This is a genomic window from Bacillota bacterium, assembly GCA_036504675.1.
In the GTDB taxonomy this organism is placed as follows: domain Bacteria; phylum Bacillota; class Sulfobacillia; order JAJYWN01; family JAJZPE01; genus DASXUT01.
On record DASXUT010000158.1, the window covers coordinates 1 to 26175 of the forward strand.

Annotated in this window: 26 protein-coding genes and 1 tRNA gene; 2 read left to right on the top strand and 25 right to left on the bottom strand. The window is 66.0% G+C overall.

The window, feature by feature from the left end; translation table 11 throughout:
* Window positions 1-507, top strand: a 507-nt coding sequence (locus VGL40_12130) for a hypothetical protein (GenBank protein HEY3316010.1), incomplete at its 5' end; no start/stop codon positions are given.
* A gap of 286 nt (window positions 508-793) precedes the next feature.
* Here VGL40_12130 and VGL40_12135 read toward each other — a convergent pair.
* The 19 genes from VGL40_12135 to VGL40_12225 all read right to left on the bottom strand — a co-directional run bounded on the left by VGL40_12135 (window position 794) and on the right by VGL40_12225 (window position 18911).
* The gene (locus VGL40_12135) at window positions 794-1498 is read right to left on the bottom strand and encodes a hypothetical protein (protein HEY3316011.1); all 705 of its coding nucleotides are present in this window, start codon (window positions 1496-1498) and stop codon (window positions 794-796) included.
* A gap of 31 nt (window positions 1499-1529) precedes the next feature.
* Window positions 1530-1748 carry a hypothetical protein gene (locus VGL40_12140; GenBank protein HEY3316012.1) on the bottom strand — a complete coding sequence of 73 codons (219 nt, stop codon included), beginning with the start codon at window positions 1746-1748 and terminating at the stop codon, window positions 1530-1532.
* A 207-nt stretch (window positions 1749-1955) separates the two neighbouring features.
* A complete protein-coding gene (locus VGL40_12145; GenBank protein HEY3316013.1) occupies window positions 1956-2162 on the bottom strand; it encodes a hypothetical protein in 207 nt (68 codons plus the stop codon).
* The gene (locus tag VGL40_12150) at window positions 2159-2713 is read right to left on the bottom strand and encodes a CoA-transferase (GenBank protein HEY3316014.1); all 555 of its coding nucleotides are present in this window, start codon (window positions 2711-2713) and stop codon (window positions 2159-2161) included. The genes VGL40_12145 and VGL40_12150 overlap by 4 nt, the downstream gene beginning before the upstream one ends.
* Window positions 2710-3330, bottom strand: coding sequence for a CoA-transferase (locus VGL40_12155; GenBank protein ID HEY3316015.1), 621 nt, complete (start codon window positions 3328-3330; stop codon window positions 2710-2712). Before VGL40_12155 ends, VGL40_12150 begins: the two co-directional genes overlap by 4 nt.
* Window positions 3331-3359: 29 nt before the next feature.
* Window positions 3360-3806 carry a CoA-transferase gene (locus VGL40_12160; protein HEY3316016.1) on the bottom strand — a complete coding sequence of 149 codons (447 nt, stop codon included), beginning with the start codon at window positions 3804-3806 and terminating at the stop codon, window positions 3360-3362.
* 65 nt (window positions 3807-3871) lie between these two features.
* On the bottom strand, window positions 3872-4885 hold the full coding sequence (locus tag VGL40_12165; protein HEY3316017.1) for an ArsA family ATPase: 1014 nt from the start codon (window positions 4883-4885) through the stop codon (window positions 3872-3874).
* Window positions 4882-5925 carry a TRC40/GET3/ArsA family transport-energizing ATPase gene (locus VGL40_12170; protein HEY3316018.1) on the bottom strand — a complete coding sequence of 348 codons (1044 nt, stop codon included), beginning with the start codon at window positions 5923-5925 and terminating at the stop codon, window positions 4882-4884. The genes VGL40_12165 and VGL40_12170 overlap by 4 nt, the downstream gene beginning before the upstream one ends.
* Window positions 5926-5931: 6 nt before the next feature.
* Window positions 5932-6141, bottom strand: a complete 210-nt coding sequence (locus VGL40_12175) for a hypothetical protein (protein HEY3316019.1) — start codon at window positions 6139-6141, stop codon at window positions 5932-5934.
* A 256-nt stretch (window positions 6142-6397) separates the two neighbouring features.
* The gene (locus tag VGL40_12180) at window positions 6398-8110 is read right to left on the bottom strand and encodes a carbon starvation CstA family protein (GenBank protein ID HEY3316020.1); all 1713 of its coding nucleotides are present in this window, start codon (window positions 8108-8110) and stop codon (window positions 6398-6400) included.
* A gap of 255 nt (window positions 8111-8365) precedes the next feature.
* Complete coding sequence (locus tag VGL40_12185; protein ID HEY3316021.1) at window positions 8366-8899, bottom strand: GNAT family protein; 534 nt, start codon at window positions 8897-8899, stop codon at window positions 8366-8368.
* Window positions 8896-9447 carry a GNAT family protein gene (locus VGL40_12190; protein ID HEY3316022.1) on the bottom strand — a complete coding sequence of 184 codons (552 nt, stop codon included), beginning with the start codon at window positions 9445-9447 and terminating at the stop codon, window positions 8896-8898. The genes VGL40_12185 and VGL40_12190 overlap by 4 nt, the downstream gene beginning before the upstream one ends.
* A gap of 44 nt (window positions 9448-9491) precedes the next feature.
* Window positions 9492-12092, bottom strand: a complete 2601-nt coding sequence (locus VGL40_12195; protein HEY3316023.1) for an EAL domain-containing protein — start codon at window positions 12090-12092, stop codon at window positions 9492-9494.
* Between the two features lie 228 nt (window positions 12093-12320).
* Entirely contained in the window at window positions 12321-13409 is a 1089-nt protein-coding gene (locus VGL40_12200) for an ABC transporter ATP-binding protein (protein HEY3316024.1), read from the bottom strand.
* 9 nt (window positions 13410-13418) lie between these two features.
* Window positions 13419-14291, bottom strand: a complete 873-nt coding sequence (locus VGL40_12205) for a carbohydrate ABC transporter permease (GenBank protein ID HEY3316025.1) — start codon at window positions 14289-14291, stop codon at window positions 13419-13421.
* Window positions 14288-15211, bottom strand: coding sequence for a sugar ABC transporter permease (locus tag VGL40_12210; GenBank protein HEY3316026.1), 924 nt, complete (start codon window positions 15209-15211; stop codon window positions 14288-14290). The genes VGL40_12205 and VGL40_12210 overlap by 4 nt, the downstream gene beginning before the upstream one ends.
* Window positions 15212-15301: 90 nt before the next feature.
* The gene (locus VGL40_12215) at window positions 15302-16564 is read right to left on the bottom strand and encodes an extracellular solute-binding protein (protein HEY3316027.1); all 1263 of its coding nucleotides are present in this window, start codon (window positions 16562-16564) and stop codon (window positions 15302-15304) included.
* A 60-nt stretch (window positions 16565-16624) separates the two neighbouring features.
* Complete coding sequence (locus VGL40_12220) at window positions 16625-17698, bottom strand: SIS domain-containing protein (protein HEY3316028.1); 1074 nt, start codon at window positions 17696-17698, stop codon at window positions 16625-16627.
* 22 nt (window positions 17699-17720) lie between these two features.
* On the bottom strand, window positions 17721-18911 hold the full coding sequence (locus VGL40_12225) for an ROK family transcriptional regulator (GenBank protein ID HEY3316029.1): 1191 nt from the start codon (window positions 18909-18911) through the stop codon (window positions 17721-17723).
* Window positions 18912-19039: 128 nt separating this feature from the next.
* On the opposite strand from VGL40_12225, the gene VGL40_12230 reads away from it, so the two are divergent.
* A complete protein-coding gene (locus VGL40_12230) occupies window positions 19040-20065 on the top strand; it encodes an ROK family protein (GenBank protein ID HEY3316030.1) in 1026 nt (341 codons plus the stop codon).
* Between the two features lie 109 nt (window positions 20066-20174).
* Here VGL40_12230 and VGL40_12235 read toward each other — a convergent pair whose 3' ends face one another.
* From VGL40_12235 to VGL40_12260, 6 genes are all read right to left on the bottom strand, one after another.
* A complete protein-coding gene (locus tag VGL40_12235; protein HEY3316031.1) occupies window positions 20175-20720 on the bottom strand; it encodes a GNAT family protein in 546 nt (181 codons plus the stop codon).
* A gap of 136 nt (window positions 20721-20856) precedes the next feature.
* Complete coding sequence (locus tag VGL40_12240) at window positions 20857-21816, bottom strand: TIGR01777 family oxidoreductase (protein ID HEY3316032.1); 960 nt, start codon at window positions 21814-21816, stop codon at window positions 20857-20859.
* Window positions 21817-22195: 379 nt separating this feature from the next.
* Window positions 22196-23326 carry an alanine dehydrogenase gene (gene ald, locus VGL40_12245; protein ID HEY3316033.1) on the bottom strand — a complete coding sequence of 377 codons (1131 nt, stop codon included), beginning with the start codon at window positions 23324-23326 and terminating at the stop codon, window positions 22196-22198.
* Between the two features lie 415 nt (window positions 23327-23741).
* Entirely contained in the window at window positions 23742-25409 is a 1668-nt protein-coding gene (locus VGL40_12250; GenBank protein HEY3316034.1) for a sigma 54-interacting transcriptional regulator, read from the bottom strand.
* A 135-nt stretch (window positions 25410-25544) separates the two neighbouring features.
* Window positions 25545-25628 (bottom strand) — tRNA-Leu (locus VGL40_12255).
* A gap of 364 nt (window positions 25629-25992) precedes the next feature.
* A partial coding sequence (locus VGL40_12260) for a hypothetical protein (GenBank protein ID HEY3316035.1) occupies window positions 25993-26175 on the bottom strand: 183 nt, incomplete at its 5' end.

The window sequence follows — 26175 nt, forward strand, 5'->3', positions numbered from 1 at the left end:
CTCAATGAGTCCGACGGGTCACCCTGGAAGGGGAGGATTCAGCCCCCCAACCTCAAGAAGACCGATCAGCACACTGTGAGGGAGACGTCCTTCGTAACGTCCTTAAAACCTGTCTTGACTCGGTCGCCGCTCAGGATTAGACCAGCAGACAAAGTCGCTCCCCACTTAGTGGAGTATTGGTCTGTATGGCAGGAGCTGATTCCTGAAGCCTTTAGGGAACCCACCGGTTATGTCCTTATGAAAACCCCAGGCGTGTTTTCTCTACACCGCTTGGCCGCTTTCATCCTTCGGGTCTGTGATAAGGAAGGGTTGCCGTTTTCGGCCGCCTCCTTCCGCAGGATCCTGTCAGATTTGGACCCAGACTTCCTTTCTGGAGAGTTCTGGAAATCCGATAACACCAAGAATGGCGCAGCTGCGTATGGTTCCATGAAGGGGTTTGCGGTTCTCACCGACATGATGCAGGCCGCGCTCTTCGATAAAGGCTGGGACGACGACAACGAGGATTGACGCCCGGTGGCAAATGGGGAGGTGCTGCGGCCCGCAACACCTCCCCATTTGCCATGATGGTCCCGACGGCGGCCCTCCAGCCGCCGCGGAAAACCGGGAAGTTGACCGAACGCTGCTCAACGATATCCTCAACGACGTCTCATTCCACAAGGTGCCCGCTTTCGAGTGGGTGATGTCGGGAATGCCCAGCGTTTAGTGAGCCTTGCGCGGGCTCATTGGCGAGACTGAACCCCAGCCATTCAGGCTGGGGTTTGCGGTTTCCTAGACCGTCAGGCCGGGGTCCAGCTTATTGAACCGGCTTCACGTATATCGGGTTCGAGAAGATCCACGGGCGGTCCCGACCCAGCAGCCGGTAGTAGACCTCGACGCGATAGGCGCCGAGGTCTTTGGCTTCGTAGGTCAGGTCCCGGCCGACGGCGGTGGCCATGGTCACGCCCCCCTGGAGTTCGAGCGAGCCACCCATCGTCGCCGTCATGCTGGCCTCGTCATGGGCGACGAAGCTGAAGCCGGTGGCCGACCGCCGCCGATCGTAGGACATATAGCTGGAACCCTGCCGAAGTGCCTGAGGAATGAGTCGGCGGTCGTGACCCAGGTCGCCGGTGAACTTCTCCAGCACCAGGATGTGAGTGTGGATAAGGCGGAAAGTATCATCGTAGGTGAAGAGCGGGACTGTCAGCGGTCCGACCTTGTAGCGCTGCCCGTGGACGTCCCCACCGGCCACCCCGACGACCTTGCGGACCTTGTTCAGCTGATCCCACCTGGCCAGGAGGGACGGGTCTGGCCCCTTCAGGCCGTAATCAAGGAAAGCGTAGTGGAGTAGCCCCCTCGGAATGCTGGTCGTGCCGCTGTAGAAGTCGGCCAGGACATTCCAGATCTCGAGGCCTCCCAGCGGTATGTCCCAGGAACGCCACGGGAAAGGCTCGTCGCCGATGGGCGGGCAGCCGGTGTCGGTCAGGTGGGCGGCGAAGCCGAAGCCGCCCAGGCCATTCACCCCATCGACGATGTCCCTGGTCGTGCCCCTCTCAGGAGGCAGGCTGCTGATGCCGAGGCGGGGTAGTGCTCGCCTCGCCGGCCGGCCTCCTGGCCGAGTTCAGTTCGACCCCGAAGAGGACCAGGGTGTCCTGGTAATACCCCTCCTTGCCGGCCTTGAGCCCGCCGAGGGTGTTGTGGTCGGTGATGATGGCGAAGTTGACCCCGGGCCTCCCTCGCCGCGGCAGCGATATCCTCGCCCGACCCGCCACCGTCAGAGAAGGTGGAATGGATGTGGATCATTCCAGAATAGTCATAGAAGCCCGCCGGACCGGGGTCGGCCTTGACCGCGGAGGCGGCCAGGGCCGACGCGGGCACATCCATGCCCCCACCAAGCGCGGTGCCCACGACGGCACCAACCAGGAGGATGGCCAGAAACCCGGCGGAGCGCAGCCGGGCATTGAGCAGACTCAAGGCGGCTAGTACCCCTTCGGGTCGATGGCCTCCCGGATCAGCCTGACCTCTTCGACCGTCGGCGGTTCATACTCACGGACGTCCCTGGCCACCAGCAGTTCGAAGCCGGTGGCCTCTTTCACGCTGGCCACCGTCTCCCCCGGCAAGGTGGCGACCAGTCGCATCCGCCGGGTCGCTTCGTCGAAGTCGAGGATGCCCTTGGTTGTGATCACCGGGCCCCGGGCGAGCCGTCCAAGTAACCCGGGCTGATGTAGTTGAGCTTCTCGTTGAACCGCCGCTGCTCATGGACCATGATGATGATCGTCCGCTGACAGGAGCAGGCCATGTCACCGGCCCCGCCGCTGCCCGGGAGGCGGGTCTTCGGCTTCTGGTAGTCCTCGGGGAAGCGGCCCATCATCGTCGAGTTGAGGTTCCCGTAGGGGTCGATCTCTGCCCCGCCGATGAAGCCGTAGTCGGCGAAGCCCCGCTGGGTCAGCTCGAACGAGGCGTTCAGGCCGCCGAGGAAGTTGGCCCGGCTGGCCGTCCGCGAGTCCCCGACCGACAGGGGCAGACCCCTGACCAGCGTCGGGCCGACGGCCCCGGCTTCGAAGACGGGGACGGTCCCCGGGGCGTTGGACAACTGGGCCAGCATCACCGCGGCCGTCGGCAGGCCGGTCCCGACGAAGACGACCTTGTTGTCGGGCAGGGCCCGGGCACCGGCGACGACCATCATCTCGCGGGGGGAGAAGTCGGTTGCTCGGGGACTGGCGGCGGGCGGTGTCATGGCCTCGCCCCCTCGGCCAGATACCCTGATTCGCCCCTCAGCCCCGCCTCGGCCCGCTGGACGTGCTGGCTCTGGCGCTGCGGGATGAGGTCGATGAAGGCCGCCGTATCGGTCACTCCGAAGACGTAGGTCTCATAGTACTCGCGGAGCGGGCCGGGGTCGGCCTGCCGGTACTTCGAGGCCGCCGCGAGGAACTGCGGGATGTGGGTCTCGTCGAAGTAGTAGTAGCCGTAGCAATTGCCGGGGTAGGCCCCGAAGGGCACCTCGACCACGGCATCGACGGCAAAGAAGGGGATGCTGATCCGGTTAGGGTAGCGGGTCATCTCCTCGTGCTCGCTGACCCGCTCGCAGGTGACGATGGTGTGGGCGGCCGTCAGGGCGATCTCGGGGCACGTGTAGAGCTGGCCATGGATTCGGCAGTTGCCGTATGGGTCGGACTCCTGGACGTGGATCAGGGCCACGTTCGGATAGCAGGCCGGGACGAGCACGATCGGGCGGCCGGTGAAGGGGCAATCAACCATCGCCGCTCGGTTGGCCCGGAGCATGTCGCTGCCGATGGGGCTCCGCGTCGGCAGGAACCGCAGGCCCATCGAGGCGGCCTTGAAGCGGGCCGACATGTCATAGTTGCTCCAGTCCTTGAGCTCGATCAGCCACGCTCGGCGACGTGCCGGAAGAGGGGCGACAAGCCGAAAGCCTCGTGGGCCCAGTTGCCGAACTCCATTCGCTTGATCCCCGTCCTGGTCGGCTCGAGAGCCATCGCCCCGGGCAGGTACTCAACGGCAAGCCCGCCGGACTGGAAGGACAGAGTCAGGTCCCTCCGGCCCTGGCGGGCGATTTCGTGGATCAGGGCGATGGGCTGCCGACCGTTGACGAAGCCGCCGAGACCGATGTCATCGCCGTCATGGACGAATCGTTCCACCGCCTCGCTCAGGCTCATCCGCTTGTCGCGCTTGGACTTGTCCTTCTCGGCCAGGTAGCTGCGGGCCTCGTCGGGCTCCAGTCCCCTGCAATTGACTTTCCTCCATTTCGCCCTGGCCGGGCCGGCTGATTGCCCGGCCCGGCCTTCGACGTCTGGTGGGAAAACGGTTATCATGGGCCACCCGGCGCGACTGCTCCCCAGGGATTGCCCCCCAGGGACTGCCCCCCAGGGACTGATCCCTACTGCGGGCTCGCGAACAGGTCCCCCGCCACCCGTCTCAACATCTCCGGCCCCCGCACCTCGGTCTCGTACAACGGGATGACGGCCCGGACGTCGTTGAAGGTGTCGTAGATCTGATCGAGGTATCCGCGCTGCATCTCGACCCGGTTGAGAACGAACTGGGAGAGCTCGCCGCCACCGGCCCCTCCGGACCGCTCGCCGACCCGGATGACCCCGTTGACGACGACCCCGCCGACGGGGATGCCGAAGTCTCGGAACCAGCCGATGAAACGGCGGATGACCGCGATGGGCAGGGCCTCAGGCAGGGTGACGAAGAAGAAGGCGGTCTTCTCGGCGTCGGTGAGCAGGGTCGAGGCGTCGCCGATGCGGCCCTGGAAGGACAGGAGGGAATCGAGCAGCGGGTCCTTCTCCTGCTTCTTCCGGAAGGACAGGGACAGCCGGATGGCCTGGGCCTCCTTGCGGCTCTCGAGCATCTTCCCCACCCACAGGGTGTAGACCTTGGACATCCCGAGGAGCCGCCGGGCGTTGGCCGTCGGGGCGGTGTCGAAGACGTAGACGTCGTACTTATCGGCGAGCATCAGGTTGATCATGTTCTCGAACATGGCCGACTCTTCGAAGGCCGGGTTCATCGTGGCCGTCTCGACGAAGGCGTCGGCCTGGGTCGGGATGTCGGCGTACTTCAGGAACAACTTGATCTTCTCGGCGATGTCCTTCTTCGACTTGTCGATGGTCTCGGCGGTGTCGATCTCGTAGGCCCAGAGGTTGGGGACCCCTTCAACCGGGGTCTCAGTCCCGAAGACGTTCTGGGCCAGGAGGCTCGACAGGCTGTGGACGGGGTTGGTCGAGGCGAGCAGCGTCCGCCGCCCCTGGGAGGCGAACCAGAGGGCGGCCGCCCCGGCCATGACCGTCTTCCCCACCCCGCCTTTGCCGCCGAAGAAGATATACTTCAGCCTGGGCTTGACCTTGAGGAACGACTCCATCGGCTTGATCTGTTCGGCCACCACGGCGCTCATTCCGACTCCCCCCCCGCCCCGGCGCCGTCGCCCGAGGCCGCCTTGGCCGCCATGGCCTCTCCGGCGAACATCCGCTCGGCCATCCGCTCGATCATCCGCAGGCCCCGGATGTCGCTCTCGAACTCGGGCACTCGGCCGAGGACCTTCCCGCTGAACTGGCTGTCGATCTTCGTCAGGTAGCCCTTCTGCATGGCGATCCGGTTGCGGAGGTAGTCCGGGATGTTCTCCTGGAGGAGTTCCGGCGGGACCACCCGGTTCACGATGTAGCCGCGGATGGGCACCGAGAACTTGGAGAAGAGCTCGGCCGCCTTGAGCGTGTCGAGGATGATCATCTCCTCGGGGACGACGACGAAGAAGAAGGCCGTCTTCTCGGCGTCGGTGAGGACGCCGGAGGACTTGTTGATCCGGTCCTTGATGTAGAGCAACTCACCGAGGATCTTGTCCTCGTCGGTGGTCTTCTGGCGGCGGACGGCCGCGACGACCTGATCGTATTCCCGCATCTGCTCCCGGAGCTTGGTGATCTTGTCGATCCAGGTGTCGTAGACCGAGGCCATCGACAGGTAGTAGAGGGCGTGGCCGAGGGGCACCAGGTCGTAGATGTAGTAGTCGTAGCCGCCCTTGACGACGATGTTGACGACCTCGTCGAAGATGGCCGACTCCTCCATGGCCGGCTCGGCCGCGGCCGCCTGGATGTAGTTCTCGATTTCGTCGGGAATGCGGTCGAGGCCGTACATGTCGAGGATCTTCTTCTTGACCTCTTCCTGGTAGGCCTTGATCCGCTTGTCGGCGTCGATCTCGCAGGCGTAGAGGTTGTCCATGATCTTGACCTCGCCCTGCCCGAAGATGTTGCGCTCGAAGATGTCGGACAGGGAGGCCTGTGGGTCGACCGAGAAGACGAGCACCTTGTAGCCTTTCTGGGCCAGATAATAGGCGGTCGCGGCGGAGAAGGTCGTCTTGCCGAGGCCGCCCTTGCCACCGTACATGATGTATCGGACGTCAGGGTAATCGCGGAAGAAATTGACCAGGGACGTTGCTTTCACCCCCTCTTAGAACAGCGCGTCGGTGAGATCTTTCTCCCGGAGCATGCGCCGTTTCCAGGTGGCGATCTGGGGGACGACGTACGGGAGCAGTCTCAGTGAGTAGTAGGGCGGCAGGATCGGCACGCCGAGCAGGTCGCCCATGGTAATCAGGATGAACAGGTGCTCCATGCTGGAACGGGTCTTCAAGGCGTAGCGGGTCATGTCGTGGGCGGCCATCCCGTAGATGAACTCGCGGACGACACTACCGGCCGACTGCCGGTCCTCGCCCTCGGCGCCGGGCTGGGCCGCCCCGCCCTCTGGCCCGGGCGTCTCACCGCCGGCCTTGCCACCCTTCTTCTTTCCCCAGAAAAGCAAAGGCTCTCCCTCCTTACCGACAAGGCAAAGGGGCCGGCCCGACGGTCCTCGTCGCGTCTTTACGCTCACGGCCTTAGTCGGCCGAAACTGACCGCGAGCCGGCCCCTGAGCCTTCTGATCAGTCGTCCCCCGGGGTCGCTTGGGCCACCGGTGCCTTCGGCGCCCGGGTCTCGCCTCGGATCTTGAAGTACATCTTCAGGCCGTCGTAGATGAGGATCAGGGCGGCGACCATCAGGAAGATGCCGATCGCCGCGGCCACGATGTTCCCGCCCATGGCCAGGCCGATGCTCTGCCCGGTGGCCGGCTTGAGCGTCCCCGCCTGGAGCTTCCCGACGTTGAGGATGAGGTTGCGGGCGGTCAGGCCGAGGGCGAAGATGGTCGTGATGAACATGAAGAGGGCCGGCCAGAGGGTGAAGGCGTGAGACTTCTTCTGCGAGGCCAGCCAGATGGTGGCCATGAGCAGGGCCAGCGAGGCCATGAGCTGGTTGGACCCGCCGAACAGGGTCCAGATGTACGACCAGGTGTTGGTGTAGACCAGCCCGAAGACGATGGCCAGGGTGACGACGGCCCCGACGTGCTGGTTGCGGAAGGCCGGCACGGCATCGCCGACCAGCTCGGCCGTGGCGATCCGGGCGAAGCGGACGACCAGCTGCATGACGGTGATGGCGAGGATGCAGAACATGGCCCCGGCAAAGGCCGTCCCGAAGGCCTCCGGGATGCCGATGAAACCGAAGAACTTGGCCATGCCGACCGAAAAGACCGTGGCCGGACCAGCCTTGAGAGCCGTCTTGTAGGCGTCGAAATTGGCGAAGGCCGCGCCGGCGATGATCAGGGCGATGGTCGCCAGGATCATCTCGAGGTACATCGAGCCGCCGGCGACGTACTTCGCGTCGGCCTCGCTCTCGAGCTGGCGGGCCGTGCCGGAGCTTGAGACCAGGCTGTGCCAGCCGGAGATGGCGCCGCAGGCGATGGTGACGAAGAGGATCGGCCACATCGGCCCGACGCCGATGGTGTAGGTGGTGAAGGACGGGGTGGTGAAGCTCGGGTGGCCGACCAGGATGCCGAGGACGGCCCCCAGCATGCCCAGGGCGACCAGGTAGAACGAGATGTAGTTGATCGGCTGGGTGTAGCTCCAGATCGGCAGGACCGCGCCCAGGTAACTAAAGAGCAGCGTGAACAGGACCCAGACCAGCTTGGAAGCCGGAATGGCGAGCACGCTGCCGAGCCAGATGGAGAACAGGGCCAGGACCACCATGATCACCGTGGTGACCATGATGTCGACCTTCTTCTTGTAGATCATCCACCCGGCCAGGATTCCCACGGCCATCAGGCCGATGATGGCCAGGGGGACGCTTGGTAGCTTCGCCATCATCGCCGCGGTCATGTCGCTGAAGGCGGCGACGATGAGGATCAGGTAGAAATAGATGAAGGACAACAAGGTCAAACGCCCGCGCGGCGAGATCAGGCGGTAGGCCAGGGCCCCGAAGCTCTGACCGTCGTTACGCAGGCCGACGATGGCGCTGACGTAATCCTGAACCCAACCAATCAGAAGAGTCCCGAAGACGATCCAGAGTAGACCGGGCAGCCACCCCCACTGCATGGCCGCTATCGGTCCGGTCACCGGGCCCAGGGCGGCGATGGACTTGAACTGGTAGCCGAAAAGGACGTGCCGCCCGGTGGGCATGAAGTCGACGCCGTCCATGTACATCTTGGCCGGGGTCGCTTTTTTGGGATCAACTTTGACGATTTTTTCATCGACATAGCGGGCGTAGATGTAGTAGCCGACGAGTGCCGCGACGACCGCCAGACCAAGAGCGAGAACTGAGTTCACGGTCCTCCCTCCTTTGGCTTGGGAAGAGTTGTCGCCTCGAACCAGCTCGCTACGGAAAGGGATCGGTTGGCCGGCGAGGCATCACCTCCGATTCGGAATCTTGTGACCAGTCATTCTATATTGGGGCCGGATGTTCCTTCAGAACTTGCCAAGATTCCCCAGCGCCAAAAGGGAAGGGACCCCCGAGGGTTGGCCCCTGGGAGTCCCTGACTTTGCCTAATCCAGTAAGCTGCGGGAATGGGCGGCCGACCGCCGTCAGTCCTTGAACTTCGCCCGGAACTCGCTCGCCAGGAGGCCCATCAGGTACGAGTTGGTGTACCTGCCGCCCCGGAAGTGCTTCGCGCGGAGCAGCCCCTCTTGGACGAAGCCGCACTTCTCATAGGCCCGCTTGGCCCGCTGGTTATCCTCGTGGACAAAGAGCTGGACCCGGTGGAAGTTCATCTCGTCGAAGACGAAGCGGAGCAGGGAAACGATGGCGTCGGGGCCGTAGCCCCGGCCCCAGTGGCTCTTCTCGAAGATGCTTACGCCCAGCTCGGCCGAGAGGTCATGGTGGTTGATCCCGTGCAGGCCGATGGTCCCGATGGGGGTGCCCTCAGCGGTGTTGATGACGAAGACCCGGTCCGCCTCGCTCCTCGAGACCCGTTCGATCCAAGCCTCCTCGAAGGCTTCCGAGTAGGGGAGATGAGCGGTGATATAGGGCATGACTTCCTCATCGTTAATCCACTTGAGGATCAGGTCCCGATCCTTCCTTTCGACCGGACGCAAATAGGTCAGGCGGCCTCGGATCATCCTCGCTCCCCTTCCCTTCCGTCGTTTCTTCGGAATTCGTCTTCCAGCAGTCCCATCAGGTAGGAGTGGCGGTAGCGGCCGCCGGCGAAGTCGTCGTCCCGGACCAGTCCTTCGACGACGAAGCCCAACCGGCGATAGAGGCGCTGGGCCCGCTGGTTGTCCTCGTTCACATTCAGCTCGACGCGGTGCAGGTGGAGCCGGTCAAAGGCCGAACTGAGCAGGACCCGCAGGGCATCGGCGCCGTACCCCTTCCCCCGCTGGGCCGCGTCGTAAAGGCTAAAACCTAATTCGGCCGAGCGATTGCGCGGGTCGATCCGGCGCAGGTCGGCTCGGCCGATGGCTTGACCGGTCCGGGTGATGTGGACAATGAAGGACCGTTCGGTCTCGCTGCCAAGGAGGCGGTCGAGCCCCTCCCGGGCCTCCGCCAGGCTCATCGGCCAGCGGGGCTTGAGGTAGGGCATGGTCGCCTCGTCATTGGCCCATTCCCAGAGCAGCGGCAGGTCGGAGCGGTCCACCGGACGGAGGTAGGTGACCCTTCCCCTGATCATGGGGCTTGGGTTCGCCGGCGACCGCCCCGCCTCCTGTCACCGGGTCACAATTGTGAGATGGGATGGGGCCTGGCGATGTGGAAGCCCTGGGCGTAGTCGACCCCATACTCCCGCAACAGCCTGACCGTCTCGGCATCGCCTACGAATTCGGCGATGGTCGTTTTGCCGAGACCCCGAGCCAGCTCGGCGATGGCCGAGACGAGGTGACGGTCGACCGGGCTGTTGGGAAGGTCGGCGATGAAACCCCCGTCGATCTTCAGGCAGTCCACCGGCAGGTGCTTGAGGTGCGAGAAGGAGGAGTAGCCGATGCCGAAGTCATCGAGGGCGAAGTGGCAGCCGAACCGGCTCAGGGTCTCGATGAACCGCCGGGCCTCGTGGATGTTGGCGATGGCCGCCGTCTCCGTGATCTCCAGGACCAACCGCCCGGGGTCGACCCGGCCTCTGGTCAGTTCGGTCTGGACCAGGTCGAGCAGGGTCGGGTCGTCGAAAGCCTGACTCGACAGGTTGACCTCCAGGCAAAAGCCCGGGTTCTTGCGGCTCTGTTCGGCCAGCAGTCGGATCCCCTTCTGGACCACCCAGCGGTCGATCTCGCGGATGAGGCCGAGACGCTCGGCGACACCCAGGAAGGAGTCGGGCAGGATCAGTTGCCCGGAGGGGTCATCCATCCGCAGGAGCAGTTCGTACCGGGAAATCTCGTTCTTCCGCAGATCCAGGATGGGCTGGACGTAGAGGACGAACTCGTCGCCCTCGAGGGCCTTCCGGATGCGGTGTTCCCAGGTCCGCCGGGACGAGATCAGGGCCTCCCGGTCGCTGGCCGGCTCGTACAGCGAGAAACGGCTCGGCCCGGTCCGTTTGGCGTGGTAAAGGGCGATGTCGGCGCGGGCCAGAAGGTCGTCGACGGCCTGGCCGTCGGACGGGAAAAGGGCGATGCCGATGCTGGCGGTGACCCGGCTGGGCTGGCCGCCGATGGTCACGGCGTGCTTGCTGACCACCTGCAGGGTCTGGTGGGCGAGCTCCTTGGCTTGCTCGGCGTCGGCATGAGGGACGAGGATGCCGAACTCGTCGCCGCCGAGCCGGGCGACGACATCGGTCGAACGCAGCCGCTCGCGCAGGCTTCCGGCGACGGCCGTGAGGACCTCGTCCCCGGCGCGGTGGCCGAGGCTGTCGTTGATGTCCTTGAACTGGTCCATGTCCAACAACATGACCGCGCCGGCGGACCGGTATCGCTTGGCCATCGCCAGCTCGCGCTCGAGCTCCTCGCGGAAGCGGCGCCGGTTGTGGAGCCCGGTCAGGGGGTCGTGATTGGCGAAGTAGACCAGTTGGGCCTCGAAGCGTTTGCGTTCGGTGAAGTCCTGGGCCTCGGCGATGTAGTAGAGCGGGTCTCCCCGCCCGTCGCGGACCAGGGATAGGGTAACGTGGGCCCAGATCGGCCGCCCGCCTTGCCCGAGGCACCTGCATTCGAACTGGACGCAGTCTGAGCGGCCCTCGCGCAGATCCTGGAGGAGCGGCCCGGGGGTGCGGAGGTCCTCGGGATGGAGGACATCGCGAACGGCGCGCCCCAGCAACTCCGCCTCGGTGAAGCCCAGCATCCGGCAGAGGGCGGCGTTTACCTGCAAGAGCCGGTCATCGGCCGGGTGGATCAGGGCCTTGCCGACGGCCGTGTGCTCGAAGACGCTCCGGAAGCGGGTCTCGCTGTTGCGCAGGGCTTCCTCGGACTTCTTGCGGTCGGTGATGTCCCGGGCGATGGCCATGACAAAGAAGTCGGCGTCCATCCCACCCAACCTGGAGAGGGACAGCTCAACCGGAAAGACCTGGCCGTTCTTTCTCACCACGGTAATCTCGAACTGCTGGCAAAGGAGATGACCGGGCTCGAAGGTGGCCTGCGGCCGGAGGTCGATGGCCTCCATCACCAGGTCGAACTGGTCTTTGGGCACGAAGAGCCCGGGTGGCCGGCCGAGGGCTTCCTCGGCGGTCCACCCGAGCATCTCCTCGGCGCTGTGGTTGTAAAGGACGATCTTGAGGGTGCGGTCGACGGCGACCATCGCGTCGGGAGCGATCGCCAGGAATCCGGCCAGCCTCTCCTGAAGGGCGGTCAGGGCGGTCTCAGCCTTTCGCCGCTCGACCGCGCTGGCGACGATGTTTGCCGCGGCCTGCAGGAAGTTAACGTCGTGGGTGGTGAAGCGGCGGCGGCGCTTGGCGTGGGCGCCGAGGACCCCGAAAGGACGCCCCGGCCGGTCGATGACGACGCTGATGCCGCTGGTCACGCCGTGCTCCGAGAGGAGGGCCGGCCCCTGAAAGCGGGTCTCGGTCCGGAGGTCCTCGACGATCACCGGTCCCTTGGTCCAGAGGGTATAGCCGGCCTGAGAGTCCCGTCCGGCCTCGACCGTCACCTGTCCGACGCGACCTTCCTTCCACCCGACCCCGGCCCTCAAGAGCAGGCCTTGATCCCCCGGCAGCAACTCAAGCACTTTGCAGTACTCGAGGTCCAGGGTCTCGGCCACGGCGGCGGCCGTCCGGTCCATCAGGGTGGCCAGGTCCGCGCCGTCCAGGGCCAGGCGGCTGAGTTCGGCGATGGCCGCCTGTTGACGGAGGCGGGCCTCCAGCTCCAGAACGATCGATCGGTCAGGTCTGACACGTGCGTTCAATGGCTCAGGGCTCCTCCGGGTTTGTCTTGGGCACTCGCGGCGGCCTGGCCGCCGTTTTGTCGCGGCGGCCCTGCCGCTGGCCTCGTTGCTGACCCTCGCTGGGCTTTCATGTAGATATATCGGCGATTGGCCGTCATCGCTTCACCCGGGAGCCCAAGAAGCCCGGCCTCCTTGAGGTCCGGGCTGGGGGCGGGGAGCCTTGAAGCGCCGGGGAGGCCGGGTATCCGCCTACCTAATGGCCAGCTCAGAGCCAGGGTCGAAGAGGTGGCAGCGGTCGAGGCGGAGGGCCGCCGGCAGCGACTGGCCATAGCTCGGAGTCCCGTCCGGCGGGACGCGGGCCGTCAGCGCCTGGTCCCCCGTGGCGAGGTGGACGATGACCTCGGCCCCGAGGGGCTCGATGAAGCTGACCCGGCCCTCGATCACCCCGATTCCCGGCCTGGCCAACTGGCCGGGGGAGATCGAGACGTCCTCCGGCCGGAGGCCCAGGACCACCTGACCGCCGTCATAGGCCCGCAGGCCCGCGCGGCGCCCGGCCGGGATCGGCAGGGTGGCGTCGCCGGTGACCAACTGGTCGCCCGCCACCCGGCAATTCAGGAAGTTCATCGGCGGCGTCCCGATGAACCCGGCGACGAACATATTCGCCGGGTGCTCGTAAATCTCGCGTGGCGGGGCGACCTGATGGATCCGGCCGTCCTTCATCACGGCGATGCGGTCGCCCATGGTCATCGCCTCGGTCTGGTCGTGGGTGACGTAGATGACCGTCGTCTCCAGGCGGTGGTGGAGCTGGATGATCTCGGCCCGCATCTGGACCCGCAGCTTGGCGTCGAGGTTGGAGAGCGGCTCGTCCATGAGAAAGACCACCGGTTCGCGAACGATGGCCCGGCCCAGCGCCGCCCGCTGTTTCTGGCCCCCTGACAACTCCCTCGGCCGCCGCGCGAGGAGCCCCCCGAGCCCAAGGGTCTGAGCCGCCTCCCTGACCCGCCGGTCGATCTCGGCCTTCGGCACCCGCCGGAGCTTCAACCCGAAGGCCATGTTCTCATAGACGTTCATGTGCGGGTAGAGGGCGTAGTTCTGAAAGACCATGGCGATGTCGCGGTCCTTCGGAGCCACGTCGTTGACCCGCCGGTCGCCGATGTAGACGCCGCCATCGGTGACCTCCTCCAGCCCGGCCACCATTCTCAGGGTCGTCGACTTGCCGCATCCGGACGGCCCGACCAGGACCATGAACTCATGGTCCCGGATCTCCAGGCTGACGGCGTCAACCGCGGTCGTCTCGCCGAACTTCTTGGTGACAGACTCCAGAACGACCCTGGCCATGGCGACCTCCTACCCCTTAACCGCCCCGGCGGTCAGGCCTTGGACGATGTACTTCTGGAGGATCAGGGCGATGATCACGGGCGGCAGGGCCGCCATGACCCCACCGGTGGCGATCATCCCATAGTCGATCATGTGCTGGCCGGAGAACTCGGCGATGGCCACCGAGATGGTCTTAGCCCTCAGGCTCGAGGTCAGGATGAGGGCGTAGAAGAACTCATCCCAGGCCAGGAGGATGGCGAAGATGATCGTCGTCACCAGGCCGGGGGTGGCCAGCGGCAGGCCGACTCGCCAGAAGGTCTCAAAGCGGCTGCATCCGTCGATCCGCGCCGCCTCTTCGATCTCCACCGGAACGGCCGTGAAGTAGCCGCGCATGATCCAGACGACGAACGGGGTGACAAAGGAGCTGTAAACCAGGATCAGGCCGACCACGCTGTCCCGTTGTCCAAGCAGGCTGAGGATGACGTAGAGGGCGACGATGAGGGCGATCGGCGGCAGCAGGTAGGTCGAGAGGAAGAAGATTGTCAGCGCCTGGCGCCCTCGGAAGCGGGACCGGGCCAGGACATAGCCGGCCGGGACGCCGGTGACCAGGGACAGCACGGTCGTCCCGAAGGCCACCGCGCTGCTGTTGATCAGGGCCCGGCGGAAGGTGTAGGCGGCCGAGTTGACGTCCGTCGTCGTCAGGACGGTCAGGTAGCGGCCAAGGCCGGCGTGGGCGGGCCACCAGCGAAGGGGCCGCTCGAGAAGGTCGGAAGGGCCGGCGATGCTCGAGATGACCAGCCAGGCGAAGGGGGCCAGGATAAAGGCCCCGGCCAGGAGGGCGGCCAGGTGGAGTCCAAGGCGCCGGCCGGCCTTCCTCAGCCGGGCCTGGGTGGGGCCGCTCATGCCTGCACCTCCTCACGGATGAGGCGGAAGTAGACCAGGGCGAGCAGGGTGATAAAGACGGCGATCAAGTAAGACAAAGCCGCCCCCTTGCCGAACTGGAGGGCGGTGAAGGTCTCGGTGTAGGCGTAGTAGGCGATGGTCTGGGTGCCGTTGGCCGGGCCGCTGCGGGTCATGATGAAGATGATGTCGAAGACCTTAAAAGCCTCGATGGTCCGGGTCACCAAGGAGACCAGGATGCCCGACCGGATGGATGGCAGGGTAACGTACCTGAAGCGGCCGAGCGGCCCCGCCCCGTCGATCGAGGCGGCCTCATAGAGCTCGGCCGGGATGACCTGAAGGTTGGCCAGGAGGAGCATGGCCACCAGGGGGGTCATCTTCCATACGTCGGCGAAGATGACGCAGTTCATGGCCACCCACGGGCTCGACAGCCAGGCCTGATAGTCCTTGATCAGGCCGAGCTGGAGGAGGATGGCGTTGAGGGCGCCGTAGTCGGCGTTGAAGATCCAGCGCCACATCATCCCGTTGACGATCGTCGGGAGGGCCCACGGGACGAGGACCAGCGCCCGCAGGAGACCTCTCCCGACGAACCGCTCATTGAGGAGCAGGGCAATCATCAGGCCGAGGACCAGCTCCAGCCCGGTCGAGACGAGGGTGAAGTAGACCGTTCGCCAGGTGGCCGCCCAGAAGCCCGGGTCGACCAGGGCCGACGAGTAGTTGGCCAGGCCGATGAAGGGTCGCCCCGGGGTGGTCAGGGAGTAGCGGTGGAAGCTGATCCAGAGGGCCTCCAAGAGGGGAATGAGGACCACGCCGAAAGTCACCAGGAGCGCGGGGACCAGGAAGGCGACGATCAGACGCCGCTCTTCCCGGCCGACGCGCGTCCGCAAGAGCCTTGGGTTCGGGCTTGACAACCTTAGGCTCACGCTAGGACCTCCAGGAGGAATCCGGCGGGCAGGGGGACCCGAAGGGGGATTCGGTTTCGGCCGACGGCCCCCCTGCCCGCGATGAGGGGATCACTTCTTGACGCTGTCCATGTCCTTGACCAACTGGGACATGGCCGCTTCAGGCGTGGCTTTGCCGAGAAGGGCCTGCTGCAAGGCCACCTGGGCCTTGGTCGAGAAGGCGTTGTACCAGATGACGAACTGCGGGCGCCCCTTGACCGCCTGGTACTGGACCCGGAGGGTGGCCGCCAATTCCTTGGGGGCGTTCAGGTCCGGGGCGTCCAGGGCCGCCTTCCAGATTGGCAGAGAGTCAGAGGCATAAAGTTTCTGATTGGCTTCGCTGGTCAGGAAGACGATCAACTTCCAGGCCTCTTCGGGGTGCTTGGTGCTCTTGGCCAGGGAGAGGCCCATCGAGCCGGAAACGCCGACGGCCGTTCCGGGCTTGCCGGCCGGAGTCGGGGCGATGGCCACCTGCCCGGCCACCTTGGACGAGGCGGGGTCATTGGCCAAAGCGTAGACGTAGGTCCAGTTCAGGCAGAAGGCCGCCTTGCCCTCGGAGAAGACCTGGCGGACATCTTCCTCCAGGTAGGTCAGAGAGTTGGGGTTGGTGACGCCGTCTTTGAGGGTCTTGATCATGAACTTGAGGGCGTCCAGGGCCCCGCCCTGATTGAATTTGGCGGTGCCGTCCGGGGCGATGATGTCGCCGCCGTAGGAGTAGACGAGTTGGGCGTAGTCACACATGATCGCCTCGGCCTGAGCCCAGCTCCAGACGATGGGGAAGTCGCAGATCTTCTTGGCCTTGAGCGTCTTGGCCATCGTCACCAGCTCGTCCCAGGTCTTCGGGGCGGCCGTGTACCCGGCCTTGGCCAGCATGTTCTTATTGTAGAAGAGGAACTTGGTGTCCAGGATCCAGGGGATGCCGTAGTACTTGTCGCCGACCCTGAGGATGTCAAGGAGGGCTGGGTTTACGCCGGCCTTCATCTCGGGGGTGATCCTGGCCGTGATGTCCTGGACCATGTTGGAGGCCGCGAACTCGGCCGGCCAGATCTCATCGACCAGAACCACGTCGTACTGCCCCTGACCGGAGGCCAGGTCGGTGACGATCTTGTCGTGGAGGGATTCGTAAGGCACGAAGGTAACCTGGACGGTGATGTTCGGGTTGGCCTCGTTGAACTTCTTGACCATCTCACTGATGTGGGCATCGCTATAGGCCGCCTGCTTCATCGTGATCATCTGGAGCGTGACCGGCTGCGGCTTCTTGGCGCAGCCTGAGGTCAGGGCGATGGAAAGGACAACGGCCATTACTACCAAGACGGCCAGTGAACGCTTAACCATGTGGCCCCCTCCTTTATCGAACCTGCCCCGGGTCACCCCTCGGGGCTACCCTTGGGGCGATCAGTCGTCCGCGTGATTCCCACCCGTCACCTCCCTGCCCTCACTGCGGATTACTCCAGGCGTATGACGGAACCGTCCGGGCACGAAGCCCCGCGCTTCGGCCCAGCCGACGCTGAGCCACTGGAACGGGACCACTTGAACCAGCGGCATCAGCCGTTCGTCCAAGTCCGGAAGGGTCAAGATGGTCGCGCCGGTCTTCTCGGCGCCGGCCCGAGCCGAGCGCGGGGCGACCACCAGGACGCGGGCCCCGGCGGCGACCAGGTAGGCGGCCAGGACGGCCCCGAGCTCGCGGGAGGGGCCGTCGGCCATGACCACTCCGGCCAGGAAGCCGGGTTCGGCGACCTCGATGACCCCGTGGCGGAACTCCCCGCCATCCTCGCCCCAGGCCGGGACCTTGGCCACTTCGTTGAAGAGGAGGGCGCCGGCCATGGCCGCGCTCAGGGAGGGTCCCCGGCCGGTGATCACCGCCGCCCGGGACCCGTCCAGCCCGCGGCCCAAGTCGAGCCAGTCGCGGGCGGCCTCGTTGGCTTCCCGGACGGCGGCCGCGGCCGCGCGGGCCCGCTCGGCCCAACGGTCCGGCGCCTCGCCGGTCAGGCGGGACGCCAGGTAGAGGAGGGTCAAGACGCTCGCCCCATAGGACTTTATGGCGACGCCGTGATCGGGCTCGACCCGCATCTCGAGGGTGGCGTCGGTCAGTCCGGCGGCGGCCGAGGTGGCGTCGTTGGTCAGGCCGAGGGTGGTCGTGCCCGTGCCGGCCAGGTACTTGAGGAGCTTGACCACCTCGACGCTCTCCCCCGACTGGGACACCGCCACGACCAGGTCGTCGGGCTGCAGGCGTCCGCGTCCGTAATAGAGAAGAGACGATGTGAGCTCGAAGACGGCGGGAATGCCGCGGGCGGTCAGGGCGCAGGCTCCGGCGATGGAGGCGAAGTACGAGCTGCCCATGCCGGTCAGGACCACCCGGCCGAACCGGCCGAGGTCGCCCAGCCTTTCCATGGCCTCTTCCCAGCGCTCGGGGGCGGTAGCCGCCAGTCCCTCGAAGGCCCGAGGCTGGGCCAGGATGTCGTCAGTCATCGGCACGATCTCGTTCCCCCGTTCACTCGACGTAGGAGACGGAACTTCTCTGCTGCTGCAAGACCCCGTAGACGGCCCCGATGAGGGCGCTGCGGTCGCCCAACTCGGCCGGGACGACCAGGGCCGGGTAGGGCGCATGGTCGGCGACCATCTGGCTGATCACCGGCAGGACGATGGATTCGAGGCGGATGATCTCTCCGCCGAGGATGACGATCTCCGGGTTGAGCATGGCCACCAGATTGACGACGACCATCCCAATGACCCTGGCCGTCTCGACGACCAGTTCGCGGGTGACCGTGTCGCCGGCCTGCGACCGCTTGGCCATGGCGGTCATGATGTCGCTCTGACTCCCCGCTTTCCAGTCGACCCTGGCGGCCCACTTGCGGGCCAGGGAGACCGTGGAGATGGCCGTTTCCAGGTGGCCGAAGCCGATCGGCCGGGGTTCCTGGTTGGGGTCGGTCAACCAGTGACCGATCTCGCCGACGGCCCCGTCGCGGCCGCGGTAGAGGCGGCCATCGAGGAGGGCCCCGGCCCCCACGCCGGCGCCGACGTAGACAGCCACCGCATGTTGGACGCCGGCCGCCGCTCCCCGCCACTGCTCGCCCAGGAGAAGGGCGTCGACGTCGTTCTGGACCACCACCGGACAGGCAAAGCGTTCTCTGAGGACCTTCCCGGCCGGCACGTCCTGCCAGTCGAGGGCTGGGGCCAGGCTGACGTTGGCCCCGGCCCGGTCGGGGATGCCGGGTACGGACACTCCGATGCCGACCAGGGGCCCGCGGGATACCCCTTCGGCCTCCTTCAGCCAAGCGATGGTCTCCGCGACCTGGTCGAGGAGGGGCACGCCCATCGCCCGCGGCACTTCGGCCTTGGTCACGATGAGCTCCCCGGCCAGGTCGGCCGCGCCGCCAAGGATCCGGTAGGGAGTGACGTCGAGGCTGATGATGAACCCCGCTCTGGGGTTGAACTGCAGGAGGATCGGGCGACGGCCCCCCGACGAGGTCCCGATACCGATTTCATTGACCCAACCGTCGCCGATCAGCTCAGCCACCGTCCTGGACACGGCAGGCAGGCTGATGCCCGACTTGACGGCGATGTCCGATCGCGATAGCGCCCCCTCTCGCCGGAGAAGGTCGAGGATGAGGGTCCGGTTGATCCGCCGGATGAGCTCAGGTCGGCCGGAGACGATTTGTTCGTCCAGTGTGACGACCCCCAAGGTAGAACCGACTGAGGCTGGGGTGGTGGGGTGGGAATAGGGAACGGCGGCTATGGCAGTGGAAAAGGAGAATCGTTGTGGAGGACTAACTTACTTCTGTTAAGAAAGTATATGATGACGTTCGCGTAATGTTCACGCTTTTCCTCCTGCCCGTCGGTGGGAAGTATCCGACATTTTGCGCGCCCGGAGGGATGGCCGTGGCCGAGTTCTTCATCGGGCTGGATATCGGCGGCCACAGTGCGAAGATCGGGGTCGTCGACGCCCGCGGGAAAGTCCTCGCCCACGAGCGGGTGACCAATGCCGGGGCGTCCTCAGCCCGCGGGCTGGTCGACCGCTATGGCGAGGCCATCGATCGGCTGGTGGCGGCCGTTTCGCCGGGTGCCTCTCCGGCCGGCATCGGGGTTGGGGTGCCCGGCTACGTCAGTGCCGAAGGGCGGCCGGAATTCACCAACGTCGGTCTCCTCAACGGCTACGACTTGGCCAGGCACCTAGGTGAACGGTACCGCGTGAGGGTTCGCCTCGACAACGACGCCAATCTGGCCGCTCTGGCGGAGTACCACCGGGGGGCCGGCCGGGGCTCCCGACGGCTGATGATGGTCACCGTCGGAACGGGCATCGGGGTGGCCGTGGTCGCCGACGGGTCGCTGATCAAGTTCACCGGGGGCAGCACGGGGAACATCGGTCATCTCATCGTCGACCCCTTCAGTATGGAGCGCTGCAGTCAGGGATGCCGGGGCTGCCTCGAGACGCTGGCCACCGCCCCAGCCATGCGGCGGCGGGCGCTGATCGAGGCCGGGCGGCGTCCGAACGGCTTCCTCGGGCGGCGCCTGGCCGAGGCCGGGGTGGTTGATGTGCCTGACGTCGGCGCGGCCGCGCTCGCCGGCGACGAGGGAGGCCTGACCATTGTCAGGGAGACCGGCTGGTGGCTTGGGGTCGGCCTGGCCTCCTTCGTGGCCGTCTTCGCCCCCGACCGGGTCATCATCGGCGGAGGGGTGTCGGAGCTCGGCCGGCCCTTGTTGGATGGGGCTCGAGAGGCGCTCGCCCGGGTCGGCATGCCGGCCTTCGCGGCCGCCGTCTCGGTCGGGCCGGCGGCGCTTGGTAACGACGCCGGCTTCATCGGGGCAGCCTGGTGGGCCCAGGCCGGGGCTGAGTGACCGCGGGGCCGAGTGATCGCGGGGCCTGGGGGCGACAAAACGACCCCTCGACACGACGTCGGGGGGTGGCTGTCTGCTTGAACCCGAGGCGTGATCCTGCGGCCCTGTCTCAGGGCGGTGACAGCGTCCCGGCGGCCTTGGCGAACTCCCCGGCCAGGACGCCCATGACCAGGGTGTCGGTGTACCGCCCGCCGCGGAAGTTCTCGTCACGGAGGAGCCCCTCGCGGACGAACCCGAGTTTCTCGTAGGCCTTGATGGCCCTGGAGTTGTCCTCGTGGACGAGGAGCTGGATCCGGTGGAAGTTCATCTCCTCGAAGACAAAGCGAAGAAGGGTGCGGAGGGCATCGGTCCCGTAGCCCCGACCCCAGTTGGCTTGGTCGAAGAGGGCGATGGTGACTTCGCCGTTACGGTTGCGGTGGTGGATGCGGTCAAGGGTCAAGAAGCCGATAACCCCGTCGTCCTTCCGGCAGATGGTCATGACCTTGGTTCGGTCGGCCCGACCGCTCTGCTCATGCCAGGCCTCGGCCTCGACCTCGGTGAACGGGAAGTGGGGACCGAGGTGGAACATGACCTGCTCGTCGTTGACCCCGCGGAGCACGGTCGGCAGGTCGGACTTGGCCAGCGGTCGCAGGTAGGTCTGGTGTCCATGAAGCATACCCGATTAGCTCACTCCTCGTGGCCTGAAAGACCTTTTCAGATGCAAGCCTGGACTCGCCTGCCGGACCAATCTGTCGTCCGCGGTCGGGCCATGGCCCGTCCACGGCCGGGGTGCGACCGGCTGCCCGCGCTTCTTACCGCCCGCCTAGGATGTCCCGCAGAGCGGGCTCAAGTTCCCGATACCGAAAGGCGAAGCCGGCCTGCAGGGCGCGTTCGGGCAGGGCCCGCTGGCCTCTCAGGAACAGGGCATCGGCCATCTCACCCAACACCAAGCCCAGGGCGGGCGCCGGGACGGGCAGCCAGCAGGGGCGCCCCAGAAGCCGGGCGATGGTACGACAGAAGTCGCCGTTGGTCACCGGGTTGGGCGCCGTTCCGTTGTAAGGCCCGCCGGCGTCATCCCGCTCCAGGAGGAACCGGATCAAACCCACCAGATCGGCCCGGTGGATCCAGGGAACCCACTGCCGGCCGGAACCCAACGGGCCTCCGATAAAAAGGCGAAACGGAAGGAGCATGGGCTGAAGGGCTCCGCCGTCGCCCGAGAGAACCAGCCCCGTGCGGAGAAGGACCACCCTGACCCCCAGATCCTCCGCCCGCCTCGCCTCACCCTCCCAGGCGACGCACACCCGGCTGAGGAAGTCGGACCCGGACCCATCTCTTTCCGTCGCGGGTTCGTCGCCCCGCGGGCCATAGTAACCCACCGCCGACCCATTGATCAGCAGGCGCGGTGGCCGCCGGGCATGGGCCATCGCCTCGACCAGGGCCCGGGTGGCCCGGACGCGGCTCTGCAGGATCCGCTGCTTCTGCCCGGCGTTCCAGCGGCGCCCGGCGATGGGCTCACCGTTCAGGTTCACCACGGCGTCGGCGCCGTCGACTTCTGGCCACCAATCGCCGGGTGGTCGCGAGACGGGACCGCCCCCGGCGGTCGCCGCGTCCTCGAACCGTGGTTCCGCGGTCCAGGTCACCGCCCGGACTCCCCGGGGCACGGCGATATCCCGCCGGCGGGTGAGCACGGCGACCTCGTGCCCCGCCGCCGCCCATTCCCCGCACAGGGCCCAGCCGATGAAGCCGGTCCCTCCGGCCACGGCCACCTTCATCATGGACCCCTCCCACGGGCGGCGCTGGTTGCCGGCGCCGTCCCCACCAGATTCCTCAACTTCGAGGGGAATTCGCCGCCTCTGGCCGGCAGTCCCCCTCCCGCCCGGCCACGCCTCGAAAGATAAATCTAGAATACTCTGTAGAGCATCCGATTCCACCCAGTCTTAGCTCGACAGTTACGTCAAGCTCAGACTCGGTCCCTTCCCCCCGGCATACAGAAACCGGGAAGACTCGTATCCGAGCCTTCCCGGCTATATCAACCGGGGGGTTGACCCCGGCGTTAGCGGGAGGACCGCTCTTGGGTTTGAGGTGGGGTTGGAGGTGGGGTTGGAGGTGGGGTTGGAGGTGGGGTCGGCGGGTCTCCCGGTAACTGCCTGCTCAGTCGGCCGCTGTCCCAACGACGTCCTTGAGCGGAGTGTAGGTCAGCTTGTGGGCCTCGGCGACGGCCTTGAAGGTGAGCTTCCCGTCGACCGTGTTGACCCCCTTGGCCAGCGCCCGGTTCTCGGCGACGGCCTTCTTCCAGCCCTTGTTGGCCAGCTGCAGGGCGTAGGGCAGGGTGGCGTTGCAGAGGGCGAAGGTCGAGGTGCGGGCGACGGCTCCGGGCATGTTGGCCACGGCGTAGTGGACCACCCCGTGCTTCAGGTAGGTCGGCTCGCTGTGGGTCGTCACCCGGTCGATGGACTGAATGCAGCCGCCCTGGTCGATGGCCACGTCGACGACGACCGAGCCGGGGCGCATGGTCGCCACCATGGCTTCGGTGACGAGCTTGGGAGCGGCGGCGCCGGGGATGAGGACGGCCCCGACCACGAGGTCGGCTTCCTTGACCGCCTGGGCGACGTTGAAGCCATTGGAGGCCAGAGTCTGGACCCGGGCCCCGAAGATGTCATCGAGGTAGCGCAGCCGGTCGAGGTTGAGGTCGATCATGGTCACGTCGGCGCCCAGGCCGATGGCGATCTTGGCGGCGTTGGTGCCGACGGTGCCGCCGCCGACGATGACCACCTTGCCGCGGGCGACGCCGGGGACGCCCCCGAGAAGGATGCCCTTGCCGCCCTGAGTCCGTTCGAGGAACCTCGCTCCGACCTGAACGGCCATCCGGCCGGCGATCTCGCTCATCGGGCTGAGGAGCGGCAGGCCGCCGTTGTCAAGCTGGACGGTCTCATAGGCGACGGCGGTAACCTTGTGCTCCATCAGGGCCTTGGTCTGCGAGAGGTCCGGGGCCAGGTGCAAGTACGTGAAGAGAAGCAGGCCTTCCTTGAGAAGGCCGTACTCCATGGCCAGTGGCTCCTTGACCTTCATGATCATGTCCGCGCCCGACCAGACGCTCTCCGCGGAGGGCATGATCGTCGCCCCGACCTGGCGGTACTCGTCGTCGCTGATCCCGCTGCCGAGGCCGACCGATTGTTCGGCGATGACCTTGTGCCCGGCCTGGATCAGGGCGGCCGCGCCCGACGGCACGAGCGAGACGCGGTTCTCGTTGTTCTTTATCTCTTTCGGCACGCCGATGATCATTGTTCCCTGGTCTCTCCCTCGGTTTAAGCCTTGTGAAGGTCTTGACCCAGACGAAAGATGCAAGGGGCGTGCCAGGGTGTGGGCGCGGTCTTCGATGGCCGGTCGCGGTCGGCCACGCGCTCCTTCGAAAGACCGTGCCCATGCTCGGCGGAGCATAGGGCCGCAAGGCTCCGTGGGTCGCCGCGGCAACGGCTTCGGGCTGGTGATCAAGAACCGTCGGACCTGAGCCAGTCGAGGGTCGCGACAGAACAGAAAGGGGGACTGGATACTTTTATATCCAGTCCCCCGGCCAGAATCCCACGAATCCCCTTCTAGCAGCACGATAAATGGCCCTTGCGACGGAAACTTTCCTTTCCGCCGGAACGGAATGTTTCCACCATCCGACCGGCGCCGCAGCTGCGCCCCCGGCCGGCGCCTACCTTCCCCGCTCGCCCCGGTCGGCCTCGGCCGCTCCGTCTCCGGCCGCTCCGTCTCCGGCCGCCCCGCCCCCGGCCGCCTTGTCCAGTCCGTACTTTTTCATCTTGTTCAGGACCGCCCGGTGGGATAGGCCCAGGGCCCGCCCGACCTTGCGGGAACTGCCGTGGCGGGCGATGGCCTCCCGCAGCCTGGCCTTCTCCAACTCCTCAACGGCCTTCTTGAGGGTCTTCTCACCAGCCGGCGCCGACCGGCCGGGAGTGCCGCTGGTGACCCACCCTCCAAACCCGCCGCTCAGCTCAGCGCCGATCACGATGTGCTCAGGCCGGATCTCTGCCCCGCCGCCCGCCCGGGCGAAGTTGACCGCCCGCTCGACGACATTGCCGAGCTCGCGCACGTTCCCCGGCCAGGAGGGGGTCAAGAGCTTACGGAGGGCCGCGTCGGTAAGGGTCAGGGCCGCGCCCCGCGGCGTCCGGTTGAGGAAATGGCGGACGAGCACCGGCACGTCCTCGGGTCGTTCCCGAAGAGCCGGGATCTGCAGCGGCAGGACGTTCAGCCGGTAGTACAGATCCTCGCGGAACTGGCCGCTCCTGACCATCTCCTCGAGCGGCCGGTTGGTCGCCGTGATCACCCTGACGTCCACCGGGATCTCGTCGTTGCCCCCGATCCGCCTGACCCGGCCTTCCTGCAGGACGCGCAGGAGCTTGGCCTGCAGGTGCGGCGACATCTCGCCGATCTCGTCGAGGAAGACGACGCCTTCCGAGGCATATTCGAGCAGCCCCTGACGACCTCCCCGCCTGGCCCCGGTGAAGCTGCCCTCTTCGTAGCCGAACAGCTCGCTTTCGAGGAGTTGGTCGGGAATGGCGGCGCAGTTGATCGGGACGAAGGGTCCGTTCTCGCGGGAGCTGGCCGCGTAGATGGCCCGGGCGAAGAGCTCCTTGCCCGTCCCGCTCTCGCCGCGGATGAGGACGGTTGAGTCGCTGTCGGCGATCAGCAGGCCGATCTCCTTGGCCCGCTTGACCGCCTCGCTCTCGCCGATGATGTCGTCGAAGGTGATCGTCGACGGCTTGGTGATGGCGTGGGCCAGCTGGCGGACCTCGGACAGATCCTTCATCGCGGCGACCGCGCCGACCGTGCGGTGGCGGCCGTCACGGATCGGCCGGGTGGTGACGATGAAGCGCCGCCTCCCCTTGGGCGTTTCGACGAAGACCTCGCGGTTGTCGTGAGCCCGCCCGGTCTTGAGGGTCGAGATGACGGTCGACTCCGACGAGACGACGCCGGCGATGGGCCGGCCGATGGTCTCCTCCTTGGGCCTGGCCAGGATCCGCTCCGCGGCCGGGTTGACCAGGGTGACGACGCCGCCCTCGTCGACGGAGAGGATCCCCTCGCTGACCGACTCGAGGACCGCCAAGAGCCGCTGTTCCTTCTCCTCGTGGGGCATCAGGGCGACGGGGGCAACCCGGGTCACTTGCGGGATGGCCTCGAGTTCGGCCACGACGGTCGCGAGGGCCGGCTCGGGCAGGTCCTCGAGCTCGAGGAACATCACCCCGCGAGTGACCTCCATACTCCGGATGTTGATCCGGCGCGGGGTCAGGACCCTGGCCATGTCGTAGACCAGGCCGACGCGGTCCTGATTCTCCACCCTTATCTTGACCGATTCGCCGTTCATGGCCACGCCCCCAAGATCGCGGGTTGACAAACGTCTTGTGCTCCAGATTTCTATTTCGTCATCGGCCGCTCGTTTCTTGCCGCCAAATGCCGCCATATAAGCCAAAACCCGGGCCGATAGCCCGGGTTTCTTTTGTGCCGAAGGTGGGATTTGAACCCACACAGGCATACGCCTACGGCGCCCTGAACACCGCGTGTCTGCCAGTTCCACCACTTCGGCAAATCGTTGGCGAACAACATTATACTACGTCGAACGGCAAAATGCAAAGCCCTGAACAAGCCCTGAACAAGCGGCATTATGTATGTCTTCAATGGTCCGGAACCATCTGCGGGACGATGAATTTCAGGTGATAGTCGGGGCAAGATCATCTCTCGGAGTAAGGGCCGCAATAATGCAGCCCCGATTTGCATTTGGAGCCACAGACTCCTACTAACCCGCTTATGGCATCAGCTCCCGCTCTTTTCAGTGTGATAGCCCTTCGCAACTAGAGAAGAACGCTACATCAGTGCTGGGCGAACAGGATTTCGTGGTTGGGGTTAGACCCCGTTTCCCCCAGGCTTCAACGGTGCCCTCGGGGAGCCTGTCAAGGCAGCAGTCTGTCCCTTATGAAATACCTGCCCTCCTTGACTCTCAGCAGTCCATCAAAAGCGGTGTAGACGTTCATATTCTCGGCGCGGCATCCGAACAAGTCGTCGTTCAACATTATGGAGGTAATGCCCGCGGATTGGGCAGCCACATAATGCGCCGCATCGGTCAGGTCTAAGCC